The following is a 22507-nucleotide window of genomic DNA, read 5'->3' on the forward strand; positions in this document are numbered from 1 at the left end:
CTTAACTGGAGCGGGGTATGGGGGCCTCCACCGCAATAGGCCTTATATTGGAAATAGGCTTTAAACCAAACAGCGGCCGTAAAACTGGATTTCTTCGGATGATAAATTCATATGAAGCCCAGCAGCCGAAAATAGTGATTAATAATACTAGCAAGGGCTCCAGGATGGGCCCCAGAGCGAGTTGCCCCAATTGATACACAGCGATTACGGTAATGGTTTGATGGAGGATATACCAGGGATAAACCGCTTCAGTGGCATAGGGTAACCAACGGAATTGCTTATTGAGAAATCGATAAGCGCAGGCTAAAACAGCCAGGAGCCATACCCATCGATTTGTATAGATAACAATAAAAAGCAGTATTTTCTGCGCGGGAATACTGTTATCAGGTAGTACTCGATCAAATAATAGATATAGGGCGAAAGTGAGGGGCGCTGCAATAATCAAGCGATTGCGCAGCCTTGCCAGTATTTCCCAGGGAGCGTTACTGCTGACCAGCAAGTAGCCGCAGAAGAAATAAGTAAAAAATCTGGCATGGGTGTACCAGTCGTCGACGACGGCATAGTTTATTCCACCAAAGCGCGGAAATAGGACCAGGCCGTACACCATCATAGGCACAAGCGGTAGAATTAGCAGTTGCCAAGATTTAATATTCTCCATGAATCGGCCCAGCCACCGTTGGTGTTTAAACCACAGGGCTAGAGGAATAAGGGCCAGGGTGTAGCATGCCAGATAGGGTAGATACCACAGGTGGTTCCAGGTCAGGCCAAACTCACTTCCAGCAAAGGCATTTTCTGGCCAGGGGCTGAACGAGAAGTACTTCAGCAGGAAAGATAAGTATCCAGGCTCAATAATGCCGTTGCTTAGCGCTTCATAGTAGGCCTGGGGTGGAACCACCACCAGCATTCCAAATGCCAGCGGAATCAATAGCTGCTTCATTCTTCTCAGTAAGTAACCCCCAGTGCCCAGCTTGTGGAAGAGAAAATAGCTGGCTGCACCTGAAATCAGGAACAACAACGGCATCCGCCACTGGTTAACCGCTAGCATTACCAGTTGTAGTGGCTCGCTTTGGTAGCTGCTTTTTACATGCCACCCCCATTCCGCGACATAGGCCATTCCCAGGTGGTAGAGAATAAGTAGGCCAAAGGCTAGTACACGAAGGGCGTCAATATCGTGGCGTCTCTGTGTTATTGAATGCATAGGTTTCGTCGTTCGAGGCTGTTTTAGTCGCTTGCTATGCTCCCGTTAGTATTTGCCATTAGCTATCCCAAAGTGCCGATTTGTAGGGTATTAGGGGCCAGTGGTGGTTTTTGGGGGTGAATCGGGGGTAGACTGCCGATGAATTTTTATACTGGTTCAGGAGCAATGACGGTTCAGCAGTATTTGACGCACCGGCGACAGTTTGAGGTGGGGTTCTGGGTGTTGTTTTTTGTCGGCCAGTGGCTTGTTCAGTTCGTTTTGGCATACTTTGATCACCGCCGCTGGGGTTCTATTTTTCAGCCATGGGAATTTCTGGTGTGGGAGGGAACCAGTATCCTAATGATCGCAATCTTATTTCCGTTGATATTGCTTCTTGATCATTATTTTCCCCTGCGCAAGGGGATAGTTCGGCAGAACTTGGCCATACATTTATTTTTCACTTTGCCTTGGTCCTTGGTCCACGTTTCCGGCATGGTGTTTATGAGGACGGTCATTTACCACCTTAATGACGGTTCCTATAACTTTGGTAACTGGCCTGTAGAATTTTTCTATGAATATCTCAAAGATATTCAAACCTATGCCGCTCTTTTAAGCTCTGTTTATTTGTACCGCTTCTTATTGGTACGTTTACAGGGTGAGGCGCGCTTACTAGAAGAGCCAGATGAGGGAGATGCTGCTGAGCCAGTAGAAAGGCCGGAGCGTCTTCTGGTGAAAAAGCTGGGAAAAGAATTTCTGGTTAATGTGCAGGATATCGAATGGGTGGAAGCTGCTGGCAACTATGTCAATCTGCACCTGGGCGATAGAATTTACCCCCTGAGAGAGACTATGACCAAGTTACTGGAGCGTTTGGATCCAGGGTCATTCGCTCGCATCCACCGCTCCTATATTGTGCGCTTGGACTCTATTGCGGAGATTGAACCCCTGGAGAGCGGTGATGCGCGTATTCACTTGGTTGGCGGCCAGCTGATCCCGGTGAGCAGGCGCTACCGCGATCAGCTGAGGGCTCAATTAACCCCGGCTTAGTTTTTTGCCTGGAGAAGTCGCTCGATGGCCCGGTTGGCGGCCAAAAACCCAAAGGTGCCGGTAATCATAGTTGCCGCACCAAAGCCGCCACTGCAGTCTAATTTAACACCGTCCTGCATAGCGCTCTTCTGCTGGCATACTTGCCCATCTGGCTGCGGGTATACCATTGCTTCAGTGGAAAAGATCGCATCGATGCCAAACTGGCGCTTGCGACTCTTCTGGAAGTTGTGAAAGCGGTATAGATGTTGGCGGACTTTTGCCAGCATCGGATCATTAATTGTACGGCCGAGATCGGCGCACTCAATGCGATCGGGGGAGCGCTTACCTCCTGCGGAACCAACCGTTATCAAGCGTATTTTTCGGGCTTTACAGTAAGCGATCAAGGCGGCTTTTACCCGTGCAGAATCTATTGCATCAATCACCACATCGATAGGGTGTATATCGGGATTGATCAGCTCTGAGAAATTGTCATTAGCGATAAAGTCCTCTTCCGTATGAACTGTAATCTCCGGGTTAATCTGCCGTAGGCGCTCTGCCATCACCTCGACCTTGATATGGCCTACAGTATCGGCGAGTGCGTGGCTCTGACGATTGGTATTGGTGATGCAGACGTCATCCAAGTCTATTAGCGTCAACTGACCAATGCCGCTTCGCGCCAAGGCCTCTGCAGTCCAGCTCCCTACGCCACCAATACCGATCACCAATATGTGAGCAGAGGATAAAATTTCGAGGGCCTTATCGCCATACAGGCGAGCAATGCCGCCAAATCGCTGTAAATACTGGTCAGACAAGCTCATCTGGGGTCTCTTCAGGTACATCTTCCAAAAACCGCTGTTTGTCAGCGTCACACGGCAATAGGCAACTTTCCCGTTGACCAAACCAGCGATAGCGGTTTCGAGCAACCAAGTCGTAGAGCCAATCCCTTGCCGGGCGGGGAATGTAGCGCAAAATGGCCAATAAACGCCAGGGTTGTGGTAGGCGGCTGGCAATTCTCAGTGCCGCTTCACTTTTGTAAAAGGATTGGTAAGTGCCACCATGTCGTTCCAGCAAAATCATGGTCTGGTAAGTGTCCAGCGGCAGGTTCAGCTGTTTAAGGAAGTGTTGGCCTGCATTGGACTGCACTCGGCACAGGGTAAAGCGCTGCTCTCTGTCGCGCTTGAGTATTAGTTGACTCCAGCTATTGCACAGGTTGCAGATGCTATCAAACAGGATGATGTTGTTTGGCAATGACATTGAGGAAGGGGGAAACGCCGCGCGACTGGCGGCGTTTCATATCATGGGATCAGTGCACGTGACCGTGGTCAACCTCTTCAGCAGTCGCTTCGCGCACAGAAACAACTTCGATTTCGAAGTGCAGCTCAACGCCGGCGAGGGGGTGGTTGCCATTGATAGTGACTTCGTCGCCGTCGATGTCGATAATTTCCACTTCAATCGGATGACCTTCAGTGCTCTCCGCGCGGAATGCCATGCCTACAGATAACTCTTCAACACCACCAAAGGCACTGCGTGGCATGGTCTGGATCAGCTCCGGGTTTTGCTCGCCGTAACCGTCTTCTGGGGCAATCACCGCAGTAAATTTATCGCCAGGTGCCTTTTCCAGCATCTCGCGCTCAAGCCCAGGAATGATGTTGCCAACCCCTTGCAGATATTTGAGTGGCTCTCCATTGGCCGAGGAGTCAATGACTGTTCCGTCAGCATCTTTCAGGGTGTAGTGGATCTCCACAACTGAGTGGTTGGCAATCTTCATGAATAATCTCTGATATAAAAGAGTATGTGAATGAGCGCTTACCGCTGCGCAATAAAACGGGGGGTAAAGGCTGTGAAGCGCAATTGTATTGACAGGGCGGGCGCGCCGCAACTTGTGCGTGCGCGCCGCTGATAAAGATTAGCAAGCGATTGACAGGTCCTGCTCACAACCGCCATAGAGATTGGTTACGATCGCAACCAGTTGTGTGCTGAAGTCAGGGCGATAGCCCAACTCCATTAGGCGACCCTCGAAATACTCCAGCATTGAATCGAATAGCTCTGGGTTTAACCCCCTGGCTAAAAAGCGGGCGCGACTACTCCGGTCTGGTTCCGGTGTAGATGACAACGCATGGCTCAAAAACTGAGCTTGACGACTTAATTGTTTGCGGAAATCACAAGTTTCGTAGGCTGAAAGGTGGTGGCTGAGAGCACCGTAAAATTCACTGACTGTACGGTTGACAAATTTAGCACCACCGACCTGATCCAACAGGCTTTCCATATCTCTCCCCCCGGTGAGCAGTTGGCACTGATTTAAAGTTTATCCGCAGAGCCGAAAAAGTATTTTGTTAACGAGAAGCACAATGTGCATTGGCTCAATGGCGGTACAACATTAATTGGTGACGAGCCTAAGACATATTCTTTCGGTATGCCAACTTGGTTTAAGAAAATTGTCATTCTGTTCGACAGGTTGTCACATATTGGGGGTTTATTTCGCCAAAGAAGAAAATCTATGTTTGCGCAAGTATTTTCTAAGCCTTTACACTTTATTTTTTCTTCTTGGTGTTAGACTGCACGCTTGCACCAAATAATAAATTTCAACCTTTTGAGATAATTTATGGCAAGTATTTTTACTCAGATAATTAATGGCGATTTACCTGGCAATTTTATTTGGAGAGATGAAAAGGTCGTAGCTATTTTGACCATTTCACCCATTAAGGCTGGTCATTGTTTGGTCATTCCTGTTGAGGAAATTAATCATTGGGATGATGTTCCGGAGGAGCTGGCGAGTCATCTAATGCTGGTTGCGCAAAAGGTGGCGAAAGGGCTGAAAGCAACTTACTCACCGAAGCGAGTGGGCGTGATGATCGCTGGGATTGAAGTGCCACATACCCATATCCACCTGATACCCGTAGATAAATTGTCAGACTTTGACTTCTCTAAGCAAAAGCCTGCTTCTTCAGAGCAGTTGGCACATGAGGCGGAAAAGATTCGACAATCCTTAAAGGAGTTGGGCTTTAGCGAGGCGGAGTGCGGCTAGGACGTTAAGATTGATTCTTTAGACTGCTCGGTCATATGGTGTCCCCAAAATATTTGTGGGACACTGCATCCAAGTCCCCCGCTTACTGAGTCACATAGGTATGAACTGGTAATAACGATGAGATTCCTCTAATGATGATTTTGAAGAAGACGCTCTTTGCCCCGCTGGTAGTAGTCCTCGCCACAGTCGCTGCGTTTTGCACTAATGCCCAGGCAGAAGAAATGGAAACTAAGCGTTTCGATATGGAAGGGTTCACTCAGGTGTCTCTCAAGGGAAGTTCTCACTTGAAGTTGATTCAGGGGGACAGTTTTGAAGTTATCGCTGTCGGCCCTGTCAGCACAATGCCCTACGTCAAAGTTGAGGTAAAAGGGGAAAGGTTGGAGTTATCTGTTGAGGAAAACACCCAAAACCTTTTTGGATTTGTCACCATATCCCGAGGGCAAGGAGATGAAGTTAACTTCACCGTGACGATGCCTAAAATTGAGGCGCTTAAGGTGACAGGCTCTGGTGAGGCTAGATCTTCAAGTGTTGAGAGTGAAGGCCTAACTTTGGGGGTGACGGGCTCAGGAATGATCAATATCGACAAGGTCGCCGCAGAATCCTTGAAAGCGTATGTTACTGGTTCCGGTGATTTGTTCCTCAACAAGGCATTGACTGTCAAAGGGGAAGTAGCGGTGACTGGCTCTGGCGACATGAAGATAAGTACTATTACCGGTGAGAGTTTACTTGCGGAGATACAAGGTTCCGGCGATATGTTGGTTGGCGGGCGAGTCGCCGATGTGAATGTTCGCCTCATGGGTTCAGGTGATTTTATTGGCCGCAGTCTGCGCGCCGATAATGCCAGCGGTTCAATAATGGGATCGGGTGATATTGTCTTGAAACGGCCGGGAAGTGACTCCTTCTCAGTGATGGGGTCGGGAGACGTAGCGCTGGTCGACTAAGCGGCGGCTCCTGAGCCCCCTTTGCATCTAAGGCGTTCGGCCAGTAAGGTTGTGCGCCTATTTCTTTTTGGAGGTATTCTTGAGCCTCCATCATCCTCTCTATCCCCATTTCTGGAAGTCAGCTTTATATGGAGCCCAAAGTGACAGAGTGTGTGTCGCTGGACCGCGAAGATTCTATGTCTCGCGAGAGTCAATCTCGCCCACATTTGAAAGAAAAGTTACGCCGCTGGAGCCGAGAGGCCCAGGATAAATCCCACTGGGCTGCCGAACGCTTATTGGACCGACGCATCTGTATCGGTATCACTGGGCTCAGTGGTGCCGGCAAGTCCACGTTTCTCACCAGTCTGATATACCAACTCTGCAATCCGGAGAAGTCCCAATTACCTGGTTTTGCCCCTGCACTCAATGGCGATCTGTTGGGGGCAGAGTTGAAGCCAGCGCTGGACTCTGGTTTGGCGCCGTTTGACTACCAGACCTGCCTGTCGGCACTGATGGCTGAGCCACCTAGTTGGCCACAGAGCACTAGAGATGCTTCGGCTATGGAGTTACACATCCATCTACGCAGCCGGCGCCGTTTTCGGGGTAATGGTAGAAAGACGTTGGTAGTGGAGTTGCGAGACTACCCAGGGGAATGGTTGATGGACTTGCCGCTGTTGCGTATGGACTATGCAGAGTGGTGTCGTCATCAAGCACACCTATTTTCTACAGATGCACGATCAATGCTGGCCCCCCGGTTGATGGCTAAGCTGGCAGCACTGTCCCCCCAGGCGAATGCCAGTGAAGTAAATTTGGACGAATTATGGGGGGAATACCGAGCTTATCTCCTGAGTTGCCGAACCAAGTTGAATCTCAGTTATTTACAGCCTGGCAGAGCGCTGCTAGATGATGAGGCGTACGGGGTAGTACCACTCCTGGATTTGCGCGGTTTAGATGCTAGGCAGTTAGCTGCTTTGCCTGAGAGTAGTGTTTTTAAGGTTTTGCAGGCGCGTTACGAACGCTATGTACAGGCGCAGGTAAAACCCTTTGTCGACAGCCATTTTCGACATATCGATCGACAACTGGTACTGGTAGATATGATTGGTACTCTATTTGCCGGTGAACAGTCCCTGGAAGATATGCGTCTCGCATTTGCCCATATTGCCGATACATTCCGCTATGGCGAATCGGGGTTTTTGAGCAAGCTATGGCGTCCGAAGGTTAATCGGCTCCTTTTTGCTGCGACTAAAGTCGATCAGGTACTTGCTGCCGACCACGATGCTTTGCGGCAGCTTCTGGGCCAGCAGCTGCAGCAGACTTTCTCCGATGCCCGCCACCGGGGCTTGCCGGTATTTAGCGAGGCAATTGCCGCGGTTCGCTGCTCTAGAGAGGGGCAGAAGAATGGACGGAGAATGCTGATGGGTTATGATCTCGAGGGCCAGTATTTAGGTTTTGAGAATGCGGAAATTTTTGCCCAGGCGCCCTATGAAGAGCAGGGGTGGAGTCACTATGCGGGAGCTGCACCACCACAGCTGCGGCCTCCAGTGGGAATGCAGGCAGGACATATTCCACATATACGGGTGGATGCTCTTTTGAACCTTCTGTTGGGAGATAAGGTTTGATTAATAGTGATAAAAATACTGAGTACCGTCGCGAAACACGTATCGAGTCGCTAGATGAGCCTGGACAGGAGGTCCCGCACAGAGATGCGACGCGGGTGGAACCGCTTGCGGATGAGTCAGCGGAGATTCCTAGGTCAATAACCACTGGAGAGTCTCTTCCAGATCGGATTGCTTTCTCCGAGTTGCGCCTACCCACTTTCCGGTTTAAGTGGCTAAAGCCAGCAGTGCTCTCTGCGCTTGCAGTAGTGGTGGCCGTGGTCGGATGGGAGTTTTATGGACTTTATCAATGGGCGGTCGATAAACACTGGGGATTGGGACTTTTTGTGGCTGTTTTGATGGCGGGCTTCAGTGCAATCATTGGTAGTTCCGTTTGGGAGTTTTTCCGAGCGGGGCGCCCACTGAACAAGCTTGAAAAAACTCAGGCAATGGCTGCCGAGGCCCGAGACTGCCGCAGTCACCAAGAGGCGCAAGTATTCAGGCGCAATTTGCAGGAGCATTTTGCCGGTAAGCCCCAAGGTGTACTGCTCAATCGAGTTCTAGATGAGGCAGCTGACTATTACGATAGCAGTGAGTTGTTAGAGCACTTAGAGGTTACCTTCTTAAATGCCCTTGACCAAGAGGCTCTAAGGAGAGTCGTGCGCCACTCAACGAGCACTGGTGCACTGGTTGGGCTGAGCCCTTTTGCCAGTATCGATATTCTGGTTGCCCTGAGGCAGTCACTGCGAATGATTGATGATGTGGCGCAGATTTATGGCGTGCAGCCGTCTCTTGTGGTGCGATGGCGCTTGTTCAAGAGGGTTTTGTCTTTGGTCGCCTACACTGGCGCGAGTGAGTATGCGATCAGTGAAATGTGGCCGGAACTTGTTGGCGATAGCATGCTGAGTACAGTATCTGTGCGTTTGGGGCAGGGGGTCGGAGCCAGCCTGTTTGTTGCGCGTATCGGCCTGGCGACAATGCAAAGCTGTCGGCCAATCCCTTTTACTGAAAAGCAGCGCCCTCGCCTGCGATCAGTTATGGCCCGTATTGGTGGTGGCCTTAAAGAGAGGATGCCCGAGTTGTTTTCTATGGTTGGGCTTAGCTCGCGAAAGGAAGCAAAGGTTCGGAAGGCGGGTACCGAGTAGCTACTGGGATCGTAAGCCCATCTCTTGGGCTGACTGTTTGATGTAAGGGGGCGAAAATCTGCCCCCTTAGTCAGCAACTTATTGAAACTGTTTTTTCATCAACATGCGGGTGTGATGTCGATCAACCAGCTGGGCCAGGGCTTCATAGCGGCGCTGTATGAAGGGGGCGGGGTTGTTATTTCCCGATTCATCCCGATATTCAACTCCAGACCGGACGTGTTGGAGCTCCTTGGCTAACTCTCTGATGGCGGTGAAGATCTTTTGTGTGTCGTCTTTGCTGTGAAATACTGAGCTTTTTGTGGTGTCTGTCAGGTAATCATCGCACTCGCTCAGCCAGTCCAACCTCTGTTCAAGAAACTGTATTGTATTGCGAATTCCCCCGGTGTATTCGGGGTTGAAGTTATGGTTGATATACTTGTCGAGGCTACGCATGCCCGAGCCGACAAATTGTTCAACCACATCGCCACAGTATTTTTCTGACAGATAGGATGGATGAGACTTTGCGCTGCTTAAATTGCTGATGAGCAGTAGAGAGGTAAGCAATAGGGCGCGCTGCATCACTGCATTTGGGTATTTCATATTATTGCCCATAGGTTTTGCTCTTATTAATGACTGTTATTTTATCCGCCTCAGGTTTTTTTGTTGTGCAATTTCCTCTGGCGGGCTGATATCTGTGACAGCAGTCACATGAATATCCAAAGCGAAGTCAAGTGTCAACGGTTATTAAGTAAGAATTGTCAGCTTGAGATGGTTGTTCACAGAAAACTTATTGTCGGGCTGTTTAAAAATTATTCGAAGCATAGCTGAGTGGGAGTTTATTTTGGCTGAGTATGATTTTGATCTGTTTGTTATTGGTGCCGGCTCTGGTGGCGTGCGTGCAAGTAGGATGGCTGCTGCACAAGGAATGAAGGTCGCTGTGGCTGAAGACCGCTATATGGGGGGGACCTGTGTAAATGTAGGTTGTGTCCCCAAGAAATTATTTGTTTATGCGAGTGGTTATTCCGCAGGCTTTTCTGATGCTCGAGCCTATGGCTGGAATAGCGCGGGAGTTGAGTTTGACTGGCCAACACTGCGGGATAACAACGCAAAAGAAGTTGCTCGACTCAATGGGATTTATCGCAATTTGCTGGATAACTCTGGGGTGGAAACCCTAAATGGCAGAGCCAGCATCAAAGGTCCTCACAGTGTTGTTGTTAACGGCAAAGAAATTACTGCAGAGCGTATTTTGGTGGCGACAGGCGGATGGCCATTTATTCCGAATATTCCGGGACGGGAATTTGCGCTGACTTCCAATGAAGTTTTCTCAATGGAAAACTTTCCCAAGCGAGTTTTGGTTGTTGGTGGGGGTTATATTGCCGTCGAATTTGCAGGCATCTTTGCTGGTCTCGGCGCGAACGTGCACCTCTCTTATCGAAGAGATTTATTCTTGCGAGGATTCGATCGGGATATTCGCACTTTTGTTCGCGATGAGATGCAGAAGAAAAATATCGATCTAAAGTTTAACCACAACGTTGTTTCTATTGAGAAGCTTCAGGATGGCAGCTTGCTCGCTCATGCCGATGATGGTTCCAGTATTAATGTAGATATGGTGCTTTACGCTACTGGGCGCGTAGCAAATGTTGAAGGGTTGGGGCTAGAGGAGCAGGGTGTTGTCTTGCACAAGGATGGCACAATCTCTGTGGACGATAATTTTAGAACTAGTGTGCAGTCAATCTATGCACTGGGAGATGTAACGGGTGAGCCTCAGCTTACTCCTGTTGCCTTGGCGGAGGCTATGGCCTTGGTTAAGCATTGGCGCACTGGAGAGACGGCTGAAATTGACTATAACAACATTCCTACAGCGGTTTTCTGTCAACCGAATATCGGAACTGTGGGGTTGTCCGAAGAAGAGGCGCGGGACTCTGGACTCGACGTCACTATTTATAAGTCGGAATTCAGACCAATGCGTCACACTGTGAGTGGGAATACAGAGCGGACATTGATGAAGCTGGTTGTAGATGCGTCCAACGACAAGGTGATTGGCGTGCATATGGTTGGCGATGACGCAGGGGAGATTATTCAGGGGATGGCCGTAGCACTTAAGGCAGGAGCTACCAAAAGCACCTTTGATTCAACGATTGGAATTCACCCCACCGCTGCTGAGGAGTTTGTAACTATGAGAACTCCAGTTGCAGGTTAGGTGCTGTTGTTACGCTGTAGATATAAGTTGCAGTTGTGAATAATGAAAAAGGCGGCATTTTGCCGCCTTTTTTGTGACTCCCAGTTTTTAGCTGGGTTCTTCTACAACCTCTTGTAGGGCTTGGTGCCGCCGTGTTTTCTTGCGTTCACTACGCTCTTTCAGGCAGCGCTCGGCGGAGGCGAATGTGTCGTTTACCGCTCGGTGTATGGATTCGTTCTCACTACTAATAGTCACGGGATTGCCACTAATCGCAAGCTCTAGTGATGCCTTGAAGTGTCTGCCTTTAGTTTTGTGTTGATGGGGAGCTTCGAGGACTACGCGACTATGTATGATGTCGCCACAATAACGTTCCAGCTTGTTTAACTTCTTGGATACGGTAGTCGCCAGGGCGGCTGACTTGTCGATGTCGCGGAACACAATGTTATCGTTAGGCGCTGATTTCATGGGCACATACCTCCGGTTAAAAGAAACCATGCAGGCCGCTGTTGCGGTTTGCTGTAAAGAAGGTAGGGCGCCCTAGTGGGAGGGTTCGAGGCTGCAGTTGAAGCGCCGAGCTGCCGGAATCGCAACGATTGTTTGCTGACAAAGCAGCTTAGGGTGTTTTACGTCCGGGTCGGGTTTCCGCTGAGTCCAGCGATCTTCTCCCTGGTATCCATAATGCTTCCGCCAAAAAAAAAATCAAGCGCTATCGCAGAAAAATTTCATATAAATTTTGGAGTGGTGTCACTGTGGTGACTCAATATTGTGGATTTGAAGGTTTATTGATCAGCTAGTTGGCTCAGGTGAACGCAAGGTCATTGCTCATAGCTTGCTCCCTGCGTAAAATTGACCATATTGCGCAGTAGCTTCACTCTGTCGTAGATTCAGAGTCGCTGCGCTTCCAAAACACGAAACACATCAATTCGAGAAATGGGTTCACGACGATGGCGGTAAAGCGGTGTTGCTCGCTCCTTTTGGCGGGCTTAGTAGTTATGGGTGGGGCAGTGGCACAAGCGCAGACGCCCCTCACGGCGGAGAAGAACCGTCTTGCGCGATTGGAACAGTCTCTTGAAAATCGGAGTGTTGGGCTCGAGGATGTCGAAAATGAGCTGCTCTCCTACGAATATAAGCTTGAGCAGGCCCAGAAATCTCTCGATGACCTGCGCCTGGAATACGAGGCGAGTCGCCAGGAGCTCAATCAAGCGACCCGGGCTCATGAGTCAACCCCCAACTCAGATACTGAGCGTCGCCTGAAGAAGGCTAAGCATGCCTTCGCTATGGCGGAGAGAGGTGTCGATAGCCGTTCACGTCGTCTCGAGTTTATTAAAGAAAATCATCAGCAGCTTCAACAAAAACTGGCTGAAGAAAAGCAGGCAATTGCTGATGCCAAAGCTAAGATTTCTGCCCAGCAGGATAAAATTAGCAAGATGGTTGAGGATATGCTGGCAAAGGCTGAAGCGTCCGAGAGAAGGGCAGCTATGGCGCGAGCTGCTGCTACTAATGAGAAACCAAAACCCCCGCAAATTAAAGCTCAGGTCGAGCCGCCAAAGCGCGATGAGCCCGCTAAAAAAGTGGAAGCTGTTGCTAAGCGAGAGATCGATGCCGACTTGTTGGATTATGTAAAGCGGGAAACAGCACGCCTGAGTGATCTCCTGGCTGACGAAGAAGGTAACGATAGAAAAACGTTCCGGGATCTTGAGTTGCGGCCAATTGGGGGGGAAAGAGTGCCCTTTGAGTTTTTGGGGGAAAATCAATATCGCTTGGTGACTACCGTTGAGTCAGGTCGCCAAACTTATAAAATTAACACTTGGAAATTCCGCCGTACAATTCCGGCTGAGGATGATGGGGCTCGCTATGTCTTTATTTTTGATGCGCGTCGCCTATCTCGACCAAGATTGGTTATGTACCCAGAGTATGTGCTGTCAGAATTGAATTAATTGTTCAGTGAACAAGTAAATAAAAAAGCGAGCCTAAAGCTCGCTTTTTTGCTTTTTGGGGTTTCAGAAAATAGATATTAACAGTGGGGAGGAGTTTTACCGCGACTGTAGAATAGTTGTTTGTAGGGGGGTGTAAAGGCTTCCTGTTGGACTTGGTTGACTTTGGTAGAGAGTAATATTGTTAATTGTTATTGGGTGTTCTAGGTCGATTGGAGAAAATCCGTGAAATTGTTTCCTATTTCTGCACAGGGTGATATGTGGGCGATAGCGCCGGTTTTCTGTCGGTATGGATAGGCTCTCAGCGAGGCGTTTGACGGACATATGCAAGGCCGTCAATTGTTTGGTGACTGTGATTTCTGCGGCGATTAGATGAGCATCATTGCCCGGGAAGGTATCAAGTTTAAATAGGCGGGTTTTCGTCTCAGTTGTGTTTCGAGCGATTGAGGTCAACCCGGTTTTTAGTGGCTGTATTGTTTTTATTGGAATCTGACCTAAAAAACAAAGGGTGATATGACGGTTCTTATAGGCTATCAAGCGGGTGCTGGCTAAGGATGAGGCGCTTTGTTTTTCCGTGATGAAGCTTGTTAAATAATTTAAAAATTCTTGTGTTGTTTTATCCAGCTGGATGCCGATAAAGATTCGACAAGTGGGCTCTAAAGGTTTTTTGTGATTTTTTGGCATAAAATTTATCTGTCACCCTTGAATTAGAAACCTCTGCCCATATCTCTGTTGTACAGGTGGTAGCTTCAATGAAAAGTGCCTCTGAAAAGAGTCCGGTCATTTGACGGACGTAGTTTTAAATATTGCTCTGAATTGAGGATATGATAATGCGTAATTTTGATTTCTCTCCACTTTATCGCTCTGCAATTGGTTTTGACCGTATGGCCAGTCTGCTCGATGCAATGACCACAAGCGAGCAAAAACAGCCATCCTACCCCCCTTACGATATAGAGTTGACCGGTGAGGATAGCTACCGAATTTCCATGGCTGTCGCTGGCTTTGAGCAGTCTGAACTCGATATTCAGGTGGAGCAAAATCGTTTAGTGGTTAGCGGTACTAAGCCAGAAAGTAATAGCCAGGGAAATTATTTACACAGGGGTATCGCCGCAAGAAATTTTGAGCGGCGCTTTCAACTTGCCGATCACGTGAAAGTGACCGATGCAAAACTGGCTAGTGGGTTGTTACATATAGAATTGGTACGTGAAATACCTGAAGCGATGAAACCACGAAAAATTTCGATTACAGAAGGTAATGTGCTGCAGCACAAAGAGAGTGAGACTAAGTCCACTGCTGCAGTAGCGTAAGTTGTCACTTCATTGCCCGCTGTGCCGCCAAAGCGCGGTACAGCTTTACCATCAGGATAAATTCCGCAGTTATCATCAGTGTGATAACTGCGCGCTCGTTTTTGTGCCGCCGCAATACCATCTGACACCTGAAAAAGAGAGAGCTTATTACGACCTCCATGAGAATTCGATGGAGGATGACGGTTATCATCAATTTCTCAGTCGTTGCGCGCAGCCGTTACTGAAAGAGTTGAGTGGGGCCTGCCATGGCCTGGACTTTGGTTGTGGCTCGGCGCCTTTATTGGCCAGAATTTTGGCGGAGAGTGGACACCGGGTGGACCTGTATGATCACTTTTACATGCCGGCCAGGAAGGCGCTGCATAGGAGCTACGATTTTATTGTTGCTACAGAAGTGATCGAGCATCTTGTGAAGCCAGGAGAAGAGCTTGAAAACCTTTGGCAAAGGCTTCGCACAGGGGGGGTTATGGCCCTGATGACGAAACTGGTTATTTCTGCAGAGCGCTTCGCCACGTGGCACTATATCAGAGACCCTACACATATTTGCTTCTTTAGCGTGAGGACATTTGAATGGTTGGCTCGGTCACTCGGTGCCGAGCTCCAGTTTGTTCACAGCGATGTTATTTTTCTAAGAAAATTAAGTATTGACCCTGAATAGCTTGGCTCGCACCGTGGTGCGGTATTCACTTGGAGTTGTTGCCAGGAATTTTTTAAATAGCGCTGTGAAATGCCCCATATCCTGGTAACCAACTTTTTCAGCAATTTCATTGACCGATAAATTGCTTGATTGTAAAAGCTCGCGCGCCATGTCAACCCTGACATTTTGCAAATACTGCAATGGTGTCTGTCCTGTAGCAAGTTTGAACCGGCGATTGAACGATCGCACACTCATATCGAAAAGTTGTGCCACTTCGCTAAGGCGTACCTCGGTATTGCAATGTTCCTTGAGCCAGGCCTGGGCTTGAACGATATCTTCGTCTGGGTGTAAGTGAACAGATCCTTCTGAGTAGGCTATCTCTTCAAATGGGCGGCGAATTTCGTGAGAGAAATTGCGCTCTACATGACTGGCAATGGCCGGTCCATACAGTTGGCGGATCATATGAACCGTTACGTCAGCGAGGGCATTGACGCTGGCCGCGCAGAAAAGTTTGTCTGCCTGGGTAATAAAATACTGACGTTTTAATTTTACCTCTGGATAGTCTGAGCTAAATTGATCAAAATAATGCCAGTGGGTGGTTGCAGGTTTTCCGTTAAGGAGGCCCGCTTCGGCCAAAAAGCAAACTCCGGTACCCACAGCACTAATTGCAGCTCCTTGTTTTTCCTGTTGGCGCAGCCATTCCAATATTTTTCCGCCTCGCTTAAGGGCGGGGCGGGGGTTGCGCCACATGGTCGGGATGTAGATTAGGTCGCTATCTGGTGCGTCGCTAAGAGCGACGTCCGGTTGAAGGGTAAACCCGCAGCGGGTATTTACTGGTGCCCCATCCAAACTGGCGGTCACCAGTTTTAGGCTGCCCTTGATGCCCTCAACCCTGGCGCGACTCTCCGCACCGCGGAGCATCTCAAGTGGGAGAACGGTACCGGTTGCCAGCATCTGGTCGATAAGTAGAAAAGTTACTGTTCGCATTACACATCTATGCGCACTTGCGCTATTGGCCAAAACACTCAATTTTGCTGGCCAGTATGCCCATAACTGGACAGAATCGCCACCCCCTACACTCGCATCTCTTATTTTTATAGTGTTAAGTGCTTGGCTGGAGGTCAGGATGCAGCGCCTTCCCGTAATCACCGCATTCGGTGGATTCAACCCTGCTGGACGTAGTTCTTTCCATAGGGGGTACTCTCGCCTCGTGCTAGATAAACTGGGTAAGGAAGAGAGGGATAGCACTCTTTCCGACCTGGCCGCCCTGATGGGCTTGCGTACCGGAGACAACGCTGAAGGCATTTTGGACCCTGCCCTTGAGCAGCAGGTGTTGGATGGTACTTTGGTGCGCGAACTAGAGAGTCGCTATTACGACTACCGCAAGTGCCATTTCCATCAGTCTGCCCAGCTCGCAAACCCCCAGGGCCTGACATTCGAAATTTCCACCCGGCAGCTTCCGCAGCCTGTGCCCGCTCATTGGCACTTGGAGCATATCCAGGGCGGCAGGGTTCGGGTCACCACAGCTGAGCTGTCAGTTTTGTTGGATAGCCACCGCGAGATAAGTGTGGCTGCTGCCGGCCAGCTCCCAACCGGATTTGAACCGGGCACTAAATATAACTCTCGATTTCACCCGAGGGGACTGCAGTTGGCCCTCTTGGGCGCATCAGATGCTGTGCAGTCTTTGGGGGTTGATTGGGATACCGTTGTATCTGCGGCTGGGCCGGGAAATATTTCACTCTATGCCGCCTCGGCAATGAGTCAACTGGACCCATTTGGCAACGGTGGTCTATTGCAGTCCCGCCTGCGAGGTGGTCGCGTAAGCTCTAAACAGTTAGCGCTTGGCCTAAATAGTATGCCAGCGGATTTTGTTAACGCTTATGTGCTCGGAAATGTCGGTTCTACTGGCGCTGTTGCCGGTGCTTGCGCAACCTTCCTGTACAACCTTCGCGCTGGCGTTGAAGATATTCGCTCGGGTAGGGCGCGGGTCGCTGTAATTGGTGCGGCTGAGGCGCCCCTTGTGCCTGAAGTTGTCGATGGCTATTCAACGATGGGTGCTCTTGCCACTACCGAGAATTTACGCAAGCTTTTCCCTGGTGAAATTGATTATCGACGCACTAGTCGCCCGTTCGGTGAGAACTGTGGTTTTACCTTGGGTGAGGGTACCCAGTGGGTCATCTTAATGGATGATGCTCTGGCGCTTGAGTTGGGTGCTTCCGTATATGGTTCGGTTGCCGGTGTGTTTACCAATGCCGACGGTACAAAAAAATCGATTTCTGCGCCGGGTCCCGGGAATTACCTGACGATGGCCAGAGCAATGGCGGAGGCGCGGGCAATTGTGGGTGAGGATAGTTTGCGGCGTCGCAGCTTTGTGCAGGCCCATGGCTCAAGTACGCCGCAAAATCGGGTTACTGAGTCCGCCATTTTTGATCGTTTGGCCGGCGCATTTGGCATTGCCGAGTGGCCGATTTGTGCGGTCAAGGCCTTTTTGGGGCATACCGTCGCTTCAGCCAGTGGAGATCAGTTAGTTACAGCGTTAGGTGTATTTGATCGCGGCATTCTCCCGGGAGTGACCACCGTTGATCACATCGCCGATGATGTTCATTGTAAGCATTTGGATATTTCCCTTGAACATACCGATAGGGGCAGGGGTGCGCTTGATTTAGCGTTCTTAAACTCGAAAGGTTTTGGTGGAAATAATGCGACGGCAACAATTTTGTCCCCGCAGATCACAAAATCAATGATGGAAAAGCGTCATGGCAAATCGGCCATTGTGACGTCTCAAGCGTTGAACGAGAAGGTTGTAGAGCAGAGCGAAAAGTACAACACCAAGGCTTCTCGTGGTGAGCTTGATGTTATTTATCGATTTGGTGAGGGCATGATCAATGAAAGTGAGATCGCTATCTCAGAAGAAGAAATATGTTTGCCCGGGATGCCGCCGGTGAAGCTGCCAAATGGAAATCCCTTTGAAGATATGGTGTGATTGGCTTTTACATAATGCCTCAATTTCGGTGATTTTTACCTGAGGGAAGATTGCACAAAAGGAGCTAATGGGGAGCATGGATGATCCTGAAGAGGATGTTGGCGCCCGCTTGAAAATGGTGCGCCACATTTACGGTATCTCACAGAGGGAGTTGGCGAGACGGGCTGGGGTAACCAACGCAACAATTTCTTTTATTGAATTGGGAAAGGTTAGCCCTTCCGTAAGCTCCTTAAAAAAAATATTGGGCGCCATTCCTATGTCGCTAACCGATTTTTTTTCCTTGGAAATATCGGGCGCAAAGCAAATTTTTTTTCGCGGAAATGAAGTGCCTGAGATCGGTCATGGCTCTGTGTCCTGCCGTTTGTTTGGAGGGGCAAAGGCAAACTGCGGCATGTCGCTATTGTGGAAAGTATTTCCCGCTGGGGATGACACCGGCTTTTCTCTCGAGTCTGCTGAGGGGGAGATTGGTGGAGTGGTTGTCAGTGGTGACCTGGAGGTTACGGTTGGCTCCGATTTTGCCCTGCTGAGTACCGGTGATGGGTATTATTTTGATGCTCAGCGTCCGCACCGCTTTCGAAATACAGGTCGCTGTGACTGTGTAGTTGTCAGCGCAATGATGCCGGCTTATGGGCATCCCGGCCTTCAAGAGTCCAATTCCTGAAAGGTGGTTTAGAAAAGAGGGAGTTCGTGCCAAGTGGCTGATAAGGCAGCACGATCCGAGATAGACTAGCCCAGCTTTAAATTCTCTCTGTTCGCAAACTGGCGAATTTCTGTACTTTGGCACTCCTGGTGCCACTCCATTTGTAAGAAATAGTATTCAAACAATCGTTTGAATCTGGCTATACTACGGCTGACCAAATTGGGCCTAAGTGTCACCGCGCTGTGCGGGGCGGCCCTTGGTTGCACAAAAATTCCGACCCCGGGCCCAGGATCGCGGCCCAGAATAAAAGAGGTCAATCAATGTTATTTAGTGGCAAAGCGCTCACGGTACAGATGCTGGACAACGGCATCGCCGAGCTCAAATTCGACCTGCAAGGCGAATCCGTCAATAAATTTAACCGTCAGACGGTTTCTGAATTCTCCCAAGCGCTGGATGCTATCGAAGCAGCGGATGGTGTAAAAGGTGTACTGCTGACCAGCAGTAAAGGCGTCTTCATTGTTGGTGCTGATATCACTGAGTTTGGTGGTGCCTTCTCTGCAGGTGCAGAGGGCGTTGCTGATCTGATGAATCAGAACAACGAAAATATCAACCGCCTGGAAGACCTTCCGGTACCGACTGCGGTAGCAATTAATGGTTACGCGCTTGGCGGTGGTTTTGAGGTGTGTCTTGGCTGTGACTTCCGCCTGATGGGCGAAGAGGCCAAAGTTGGCCTTCCGGAAGTTAAGCTGGGTCTGATTCCGGGCTGGGGTGGCACTGTTCGCCTGCCGCGTGTAGTGGGTGTTGATGTTGCTGCTGAGTGGATTGCAGCGGGTAAAGAGCAGAAGCCTGCCGCCGCTCTGGAAGCTCACGCTGTCGATGCGGTGATCCCCACTGCCAAGCTCAAAGATGCAGCGGTCAAGCTGCTTGAGCGCGCTATTAATGGCGAGCTGGACTACAAAGCCATTCGCGAGCTGAAGAAATCTCCAATCCCCTTGAATGATACTGAAGCGCTAATGGCCTTCTTTACCACCAAGGCATTTGTGGGTCAGCAGGCGGGTAAAAACTACCCCTCTCCCGTAGCTGCGGTTGAGTCAATCGAGCAGGGTTACAAGTTGACCCGTGATGAAGCGCTGAAAATCGAACAGGAGAAGTTCATTTTCTGCGCGCAGACCGGCACTGCGAAGTCTCTGGTAGGGCTGTTCCTGGCTGACCAGGCAATTGGTAAAGTTGCCAAAGGTTGGGAGAAGAAAGCCGATAAGCCGATTGAGCGTGCGGCAGTATTGGGTGCTGGCATTATGGGTGGCGGTATCGCTTACCAGTCTGCCTACAAAGGCACTCCGATCAAGATGAAGGATATCGACCAGAAGGGTATCGATCTTGGTCTGAATGAGGCGAACAAGCTGCTGTCCAAGTTGGTTGATCGCAAGCGCCTGACCCCCGTTAAAATGGGTGAAGTGCTCAACCGTATCGAGCCTACCTTGAGCTACGACGGCTTCAACGATATCGATGTTGTTGTGGAAGCGGTGGTTGAAAATCCCAAGGTGAAGCATGCAGTATTGAAAGAAGTGGAAACCAAAGTAAGCGAAGACACTGTAATCGCTTCTAACACCTCCACTATTTCTATTAACCAGCTGGCTGAGCCGCTCTCTCGTCCGGAGAACTTCCTCGGTATGCACTTCTTCAACCCAGTGCACAAAATGCCGCTGGTTGAGGTGATTCGCGGAGAGAAAACTTCCGACACAGCTGTAGCTCGCGTTGTTGCCTACGCAAACAAGATGGGCAAGAAGGCTATTGTTGTACGCGACTGCCCTGGATTCCTGGTTAACCGCGTTCTCTTCCCTTACTTTGCCGGTTTCTCCATGCTGGTGCGCGATGGCGCTGACTTCCAGGCCGTTGACAAGGTGATGGAGCGTTGGGGTTGGCCGATGGGCCCCGCTTACCTGATGGACGTTGTCGGTATCGATACCGGTGTTCACGCAGAAAGCGTAATGGCTGAAGGCTTCCCCGATCGCATGGGTAAAACCTTTACCGCTGCTTCCGACGTTATGTATGAAGCGGGTCGTTACGGCCAGAAGAACAACAAAGGCTTCTACAACTACGAGCAGGACAAAAAAGGTCGCCCGAAGAAAGTGGCTACTGAAGAGTCCTACGAGCTGCTTAAGCCGCACGTTGCTGAACGTCGCGAGTTTGAAAAAGACGAAATTATCGAGCGCATGATGGTGCCTATGGCAACCGAACTGGCTCGCTGCCTGGAAGAGGGTATCGTGGATTCCCCAGCTGAAGCTGATATGGCGCTGATCTACGGCATTGGCTTCCCTCCGTTCCGCGGTGGAATCTTCGCGTGGCTGGACAGCATTGGTCTGGATGAATTCGTGAAGATTGCCGATAAGTACGCCGATCTGGGTGAGCTGTACAAGCCGACCGATCGCATGCGTGAAATGGCCGCAAGTGGCAAAACCTACTACGGCGACAAGTAAGGAGAATAGCGATGAGTTTAAATCCTAGAGATGCCGTAATCGTCGACTACGCGCGTACGGCCATGGGTCGCTCGAAGAATGGCGTATATCGCCATGTTCGCGCCGATGATATGTCCGCTGAGCTGCTGAAAAAGTTCATGCAGCGCAATGACAAGCTCGATCCCGCCGAGATCGATGACCTGATCTGGGGCTGTGTTATGCAGCGCGATGAGCAGGGCTTTAACGTAGCTCGCTTTATCCTGCTGCGCGCTGGTCTGCCACACACTATCCCGGCGCAAACCGTCAACCGCCTGTGCGGCTCCTCTATGTCCTCCCTGCATACTGCAGCTGCCAACATCCAGGCTGGCGTTGGCGATGTGTACGTTGTGGGTGGTGTTGAGCACATGGGCCACCTGAACATGATGGAGCATGTTAGCCCCAACCCAATGCTGGGTCGCTATATGGCTAAAGCTGCCGGCTCCATGGGTATGACTGCTGAATACCTGGCGATGATGCACGGTATCCAGCGTCAGCAGATGGATGAGTTCGGTGCACGCTCTCACCATCGCGCGGCTGAAGCTACCAAGGCTGGCAAATTCAATCGCGAAATTATCGCTATTGAAGGTCATGACGATGACGGCGTACCTTTCCTGGTTGAGACGGACCAAACCATCCGTCCGGACACCACCGTGGAAGGTCTGGCTCAGCTGAAGCCAGCATTCGATCCGAAGCACGGTCAGGTAACAGCTGGCACCTCCTCTCAGATCACCGACGGTGCCTCTGTGATGCTGGTAATGTCCGCTGAGCGCGCTCAGGCTTTGGGTATGACTCCTATTGCTCGCGTGAAAGAAATGGCGCTGGCTGGTGTTGATCCGTCCATTATGGGTTATGGCCCGGTGCCCTCTACCAAGAAGGCGCTCAAGAGAGCGGGTCTAACTGTTGGCGATATCGACAAGTTTGAGCTGAATGAGGCATTTGCAGCGCAGGCGCTGCCGGTGCTGAAAGACCTGGATCTGCTCGAGCAGATGGATGAGAAGGTCAACCTGTACGGTGGCGCTATTGCCCTGGGTCACCCCTTCGGCTGCTCTGGCGTGCGCATTACTGGCACCCTGCTGAGCGTTATGCAGAATGAGGGCGGCAACCTGGGTGTGTCTACCATGTGTATCGGTCTGGGGCAGGGTATTACCACTGTTGTAGAGCGAGTCTAAGGAAATTAGACCCCGAAAAAAGGCGCCTTTGAGGCGCCTTTTTTTATTTTATGAGAAAAGTGTTCAGTAAAGTGTTGAAGACCCCAAAATGCTGTGGCACAATCTGCACCCCTTGTCGCGATGGGCTCTAAAAAAGTAGCGAAAGCGCTTAAATATCAAAGAGTTAGCGGCAGGTTCGATTTGGGGACGTGGTGAAATTGGTAGACACGCCAGATTTAGGTTCTGGTGCCGAAAGGTGTGGGAGTTCGAGTCTCCCCGTCCCCACCAAATTAAAAGCCTTGAAGTCCGTGTGACTTGCCCTG

The 22507-nt window shown here is 50.2% G+C and carries 22 protein-coding genes and 1 tRNA gene; 14 read left to right on the top strand and 9 right to left on the bottom strand.

The window, feature by feature from the left end:
• Nucleotide 1 precedes the first annotated feature (1 nt).
• Nucleotides 2-1198 (bottom strand): acyltransferase family protein, encoded by a 1197-nt coding sequence (locus ACJJI1_RS15975; protein ID WP_444905782.1) that lies wholly within the window; start codon nt 1196-1198, stop codon nt 2-4.
• Between the two features lie 138 nt (nt 1199-1336).
• Here ACJJI1_RS15975 and ACJJI1_RS15980 point away from each other — a divergent pair, with 138 nt between their 5' ends.
• Nucleotides 1337-2221 (top strand): LytR/AlgR family response regulator transcription factor, encoded by an 885-nt coding sequence (locus ACJJI1_RS15980; RefSeq protein ID WP_444957261.1) that lies wholly within the window; start codon nt 1337-1339, stop codon nt 2219-2221.
• Here ACJJI1_RS15980 and tcdA read toward each other — a convergent pair.
• From tcdA to ACJJI1_RS16000, 4 genes are all read right to left on the bottom strand, one after another.
• On the bottom strand, nt 2218-3018 hold the full coding sequence (tcdA, locus tag ACJJI1_RS15985; RefSeq protein ID WP_282933452.1) for a tRNA cyclic N6-threonylcarbamoyladenosine(37) synthase TcdA: 801 nt from the start codon (nt 3016-3018) through the stop codon (nt 2218-2220). The genes ACJJI1_RS15980 and tcdA overlap by 4 nt on opposite strands.
• Nucleotides 3005-3454 (bottom strand): thiol-disulfide oxidoreductase DCC family protein, encoded by a 450-nt coding sequence (locus tag ACJJI1_RS15990; RefSeq protein ID WP_444894339.1) that lies wholly within the window; start codon nt 3452-3454, stop codon nt 3005-3007. The genes tcdA and ACJJI1_RS15990 overlap by 14 nt, the downstream gene beginning before the upstream one ends.
• A 49-nt stretch (nt 3455-3503) precedes the next feature.
• Nucleotides 3504-3968 carry an FKBP-type peptidyl-prolyl cis-trans isomerase gene (locus ACJJI1_RS15995; RefSeq protein ID WP_444957262.1) on the bottom strand — a complete coding sequence of 155 codons (465 nt, stop codon included), beginning with the start codon at nt 3966-3968 and terminating at the stop codon, nt 3504-3506.
• A 138-nt stretch (nt 3969-4106) separates the two neighbouring features.
• The gene (locus tag ACJJI1_RS16000) at nt 4107-4466 is read right to left on the bottom strand and encodes a hypothetical protein (RefSeq protein ID WP_444957263.1); all 360 of its coding nucleotides are present in this window, start codon (nt 4464-4466) and stop codon (nt 4107-4109) included.
• A gap of 336 nt (nt 4467-4802) precedes the next feature.
• Between ACJJI1_RS16000 and ACJJI1_RS16005 the strand changes: the two genes are divergently transcribed.
• The 4 genes from ACJJI1_RS16005 (at nt 4803) to ACJJI1_RS16020 (ending at nt 8885) form a co-directional block, all read left to right on the top strand.
• A complete protein-coding gene (locus ACJJI1_RS16005) occupies nt 4803-5225 on the top strand; it encodes an HIT family protein (RefSeq protein WP_444957264.1) in 423 nt (140 codons plus the stop codon).
• A gap of 131 nt (nt 5226-5356) precedes the next feature.
• Nucleotides 5357-6166 (top strand): GIN domain-containing protein, encoded by an 810-nt coding sequence (locus tag ACJJI1_RS16010; RefSeq protein WP_444957265.1) that lies wholly within the window; start codon nt 5357-5359, stop codon nt 6164-6166.
• A gap of 140 nt (nt 6167-6306) precedes the next feature.
• A complete protein-coding gene (locus tag ACJJI1_RS16015) occupies nt 6307-7764 on the top strand; it encodes a YcjX family protein (RefSeq protein WP_444957266.1) in 1458 nt (485 codons plus the stop codon).
• Entirely contained in the window at nt 7761-8885 is a 1125-nt protein-coding gene (locus ACJJI1_RS16020) for a TIGR01620 family protein (protein ID WP_444957267.1), read from the top strand. The genes ACJJI1_RS16015 and ACJJI1_RS16020 overlap by 4 nt, the downstream gene beginning before the upstream one ends.
• A 78-nt stretch (nt 8886-8963) precedes the next feature.
• Here ACJJI1_RS16020 and ACJJI1_RS16025 read toward each other — a convergent pair whose 3' ends face one another.
• Entirely contained in the window at nt 8964-9464 is a 501-nt protein-coding gene (locus ACJJI1_RS16025) for a hypothetical protein (protein ID WP_413665163.1), read from the bottom strand.
• A 241-nt stretch (nt 9465-9705) separates the two neighbouring features.
• Here ACJJI1_RS16025 and gorA point away from each other — a divergent pair, with 241 nt between their 5' ends.
• Nucleotides 9706-11064, top strand: coding sequence for a glutathione-disulfide reductase (gene gorA, locus ACJJI1_RS16030; RefSeq protein WP_413665164.1), 1359 nt, complete (start codon nt 9706-9708; stop codon nt 11062-11064).
• Nucleotides 11065-11151: 87 nt separating this feature from the next.
• Here the strand turns inward: gorA and ACJJI1_RS16035 are convergent, their stop codons facing one another.
• Nucleotides 11152-11508: an HPF/RaiA family ribosome-associated protein gene (locus ACJJI1_RS16035; RefSeq protein WP_413665165.1), complete on the bottom strand. Its 357-nt coding sequence runs from the start codon at nt 11506-11508 to the stop codon at nt 11152-11154.
• 539 nt (nt 11509-12047) lie between these two features.
• Between ACJJI1_RS16035 and ACJJI1_RS16040 the strand changes: the two genes are divergently transcribed.
• Complete coding sequence (locus ACJJI1_RS16040) at nt 12048-12980, top strand: hypothetical protein (RefSeq protein ID WP_444957268.1); 933 nt, start codon at nt 12048-12050, stop codon at nt 12978-12980.
• 96 nt (nt 12981-13076) lie between these two features.
• Here ACJJI1_RS16040 and thpR read toward each other — a convergent pair whose 3' ends face one another.
• Nucleotides 13077-13661, bottom strand: a complete 585-nt coding sequence (thpR, locus tag ACJJI1_RS16045) for an RNA 2',3'-cyclic phosphodiesterase (RefSeq protein ID WP_444957269.1) — start codon at nt 13659-13661, stop codon at nt 13077-13079.
• Between the two features lie 146 nt (nt 13662-13807).
• Here thpR and ACJJI1_RS16050 point away from each other — a divergent pair, with 146 nt between their 5' ends.
• Nucleotides 13808-14284: an Hsp20 family protein gene (locus tag ACJJI1_RS16050; protein WP_413665168.1), complete on the top strand. Its 477-nt coding sequence runs from the start codon at nt 13808-13810 to the stop codon at nt 14282-14284.
• 1 nt (nt 14285) lies between these two features.
• Nucleotides 14286-14939: a class I SAM-dependent methyltransferase gene (locus ACJJI1_RS16055; RefSeq protein WP_444957270.1), complete on the top strand. Its 654-nt coding sequence runs from the start codon at nt 14286-14288 to the stop codon at nt 14937-14939.
• Here ACJJI1_RS16055 and ACJJI1_RS16060 read toward each other — a convergent pair.
• A complete protein-coding gene (locus ACJJI1_RS16060) occupies nt 14919-15905 on the bottom strand; it encodes a GlxA family transcriptional regulator (RefSeq protein ID WP_413665170.1) in 987 nt (328 codons plus the stop codon). The genes ACJJI1_RS16055 and ACJJI1_RS16060 overlap by 21 nt on opposite strands.
• A gap of 139 nt (nt 15906-16044) precedes the next feature.
• Between ACJJI1_RS16060 and ACJJI1_RS16065 the strand changes: the two genes are divergently transcribed.
• From ACJJI1_RS16065 to ACJJI1_RS16085, 5 genes are all read left to right on the top strand, one after another.
• Entirely contained in the window at nt 16045-17901 is a 1857-nt protein-coding gene (locus ACJJI1_RS16065) for a beta-ketoacyl synthase (protein WP_444957271.1), read from the top strand.
• A 76-nt stretch (nt 17902-17977) separates the two neighbouring features.
• A complete protein-coding gene (locus tag ACJJI1_RS16070; protein WP_444957272.1) occupies nt 17978-18562 on the top strand; it encodes a type II toxin-antitoxin system RelB family anti-toxin in 585 nt (194 codons plus the stop codon).
• Nucleotides 18563-18861: 299 nt separating this feature from the next.
• Nucleotides 18862-21018, top strand: a complete 2157-nt coding sequence (gene fadB, locus ACJJI1_RS16075; protein ID WP_444957273.1) for a fatty acid oxidation complex subunit alpha FadB — start codon at nt 18862-18864, stop codon at nt 21016-21018.
• A gap of 11 nt (nt 21019-21029) precedes the next feature.
• The gene (gene fadA / locus ACJJI1_RS16080; RefSeq protein WP_413665174.1) at nt 21030-22205 is read left to right on the top strand and encodes an acetyl-CoA C-acyltransferase FadA; all 1176 of its coding nucleotides are present in this window, start codon (nt 21030-21032) and stop codon (nt 22203-22205) included.
• 182 nt (nt 22206-22387) lie between these two features.
• Nucleotides 22388-22472, top strand: a tRNA-Leu gene (locus tag ACJJI1_RS16085).
• The last annotated feature ends 35 nt before the right edge of the window (nt 22473-22507 follow it).

Source organism: Microbulbifer maximicatervae (SeqCode), assembly GCF_052467065.1.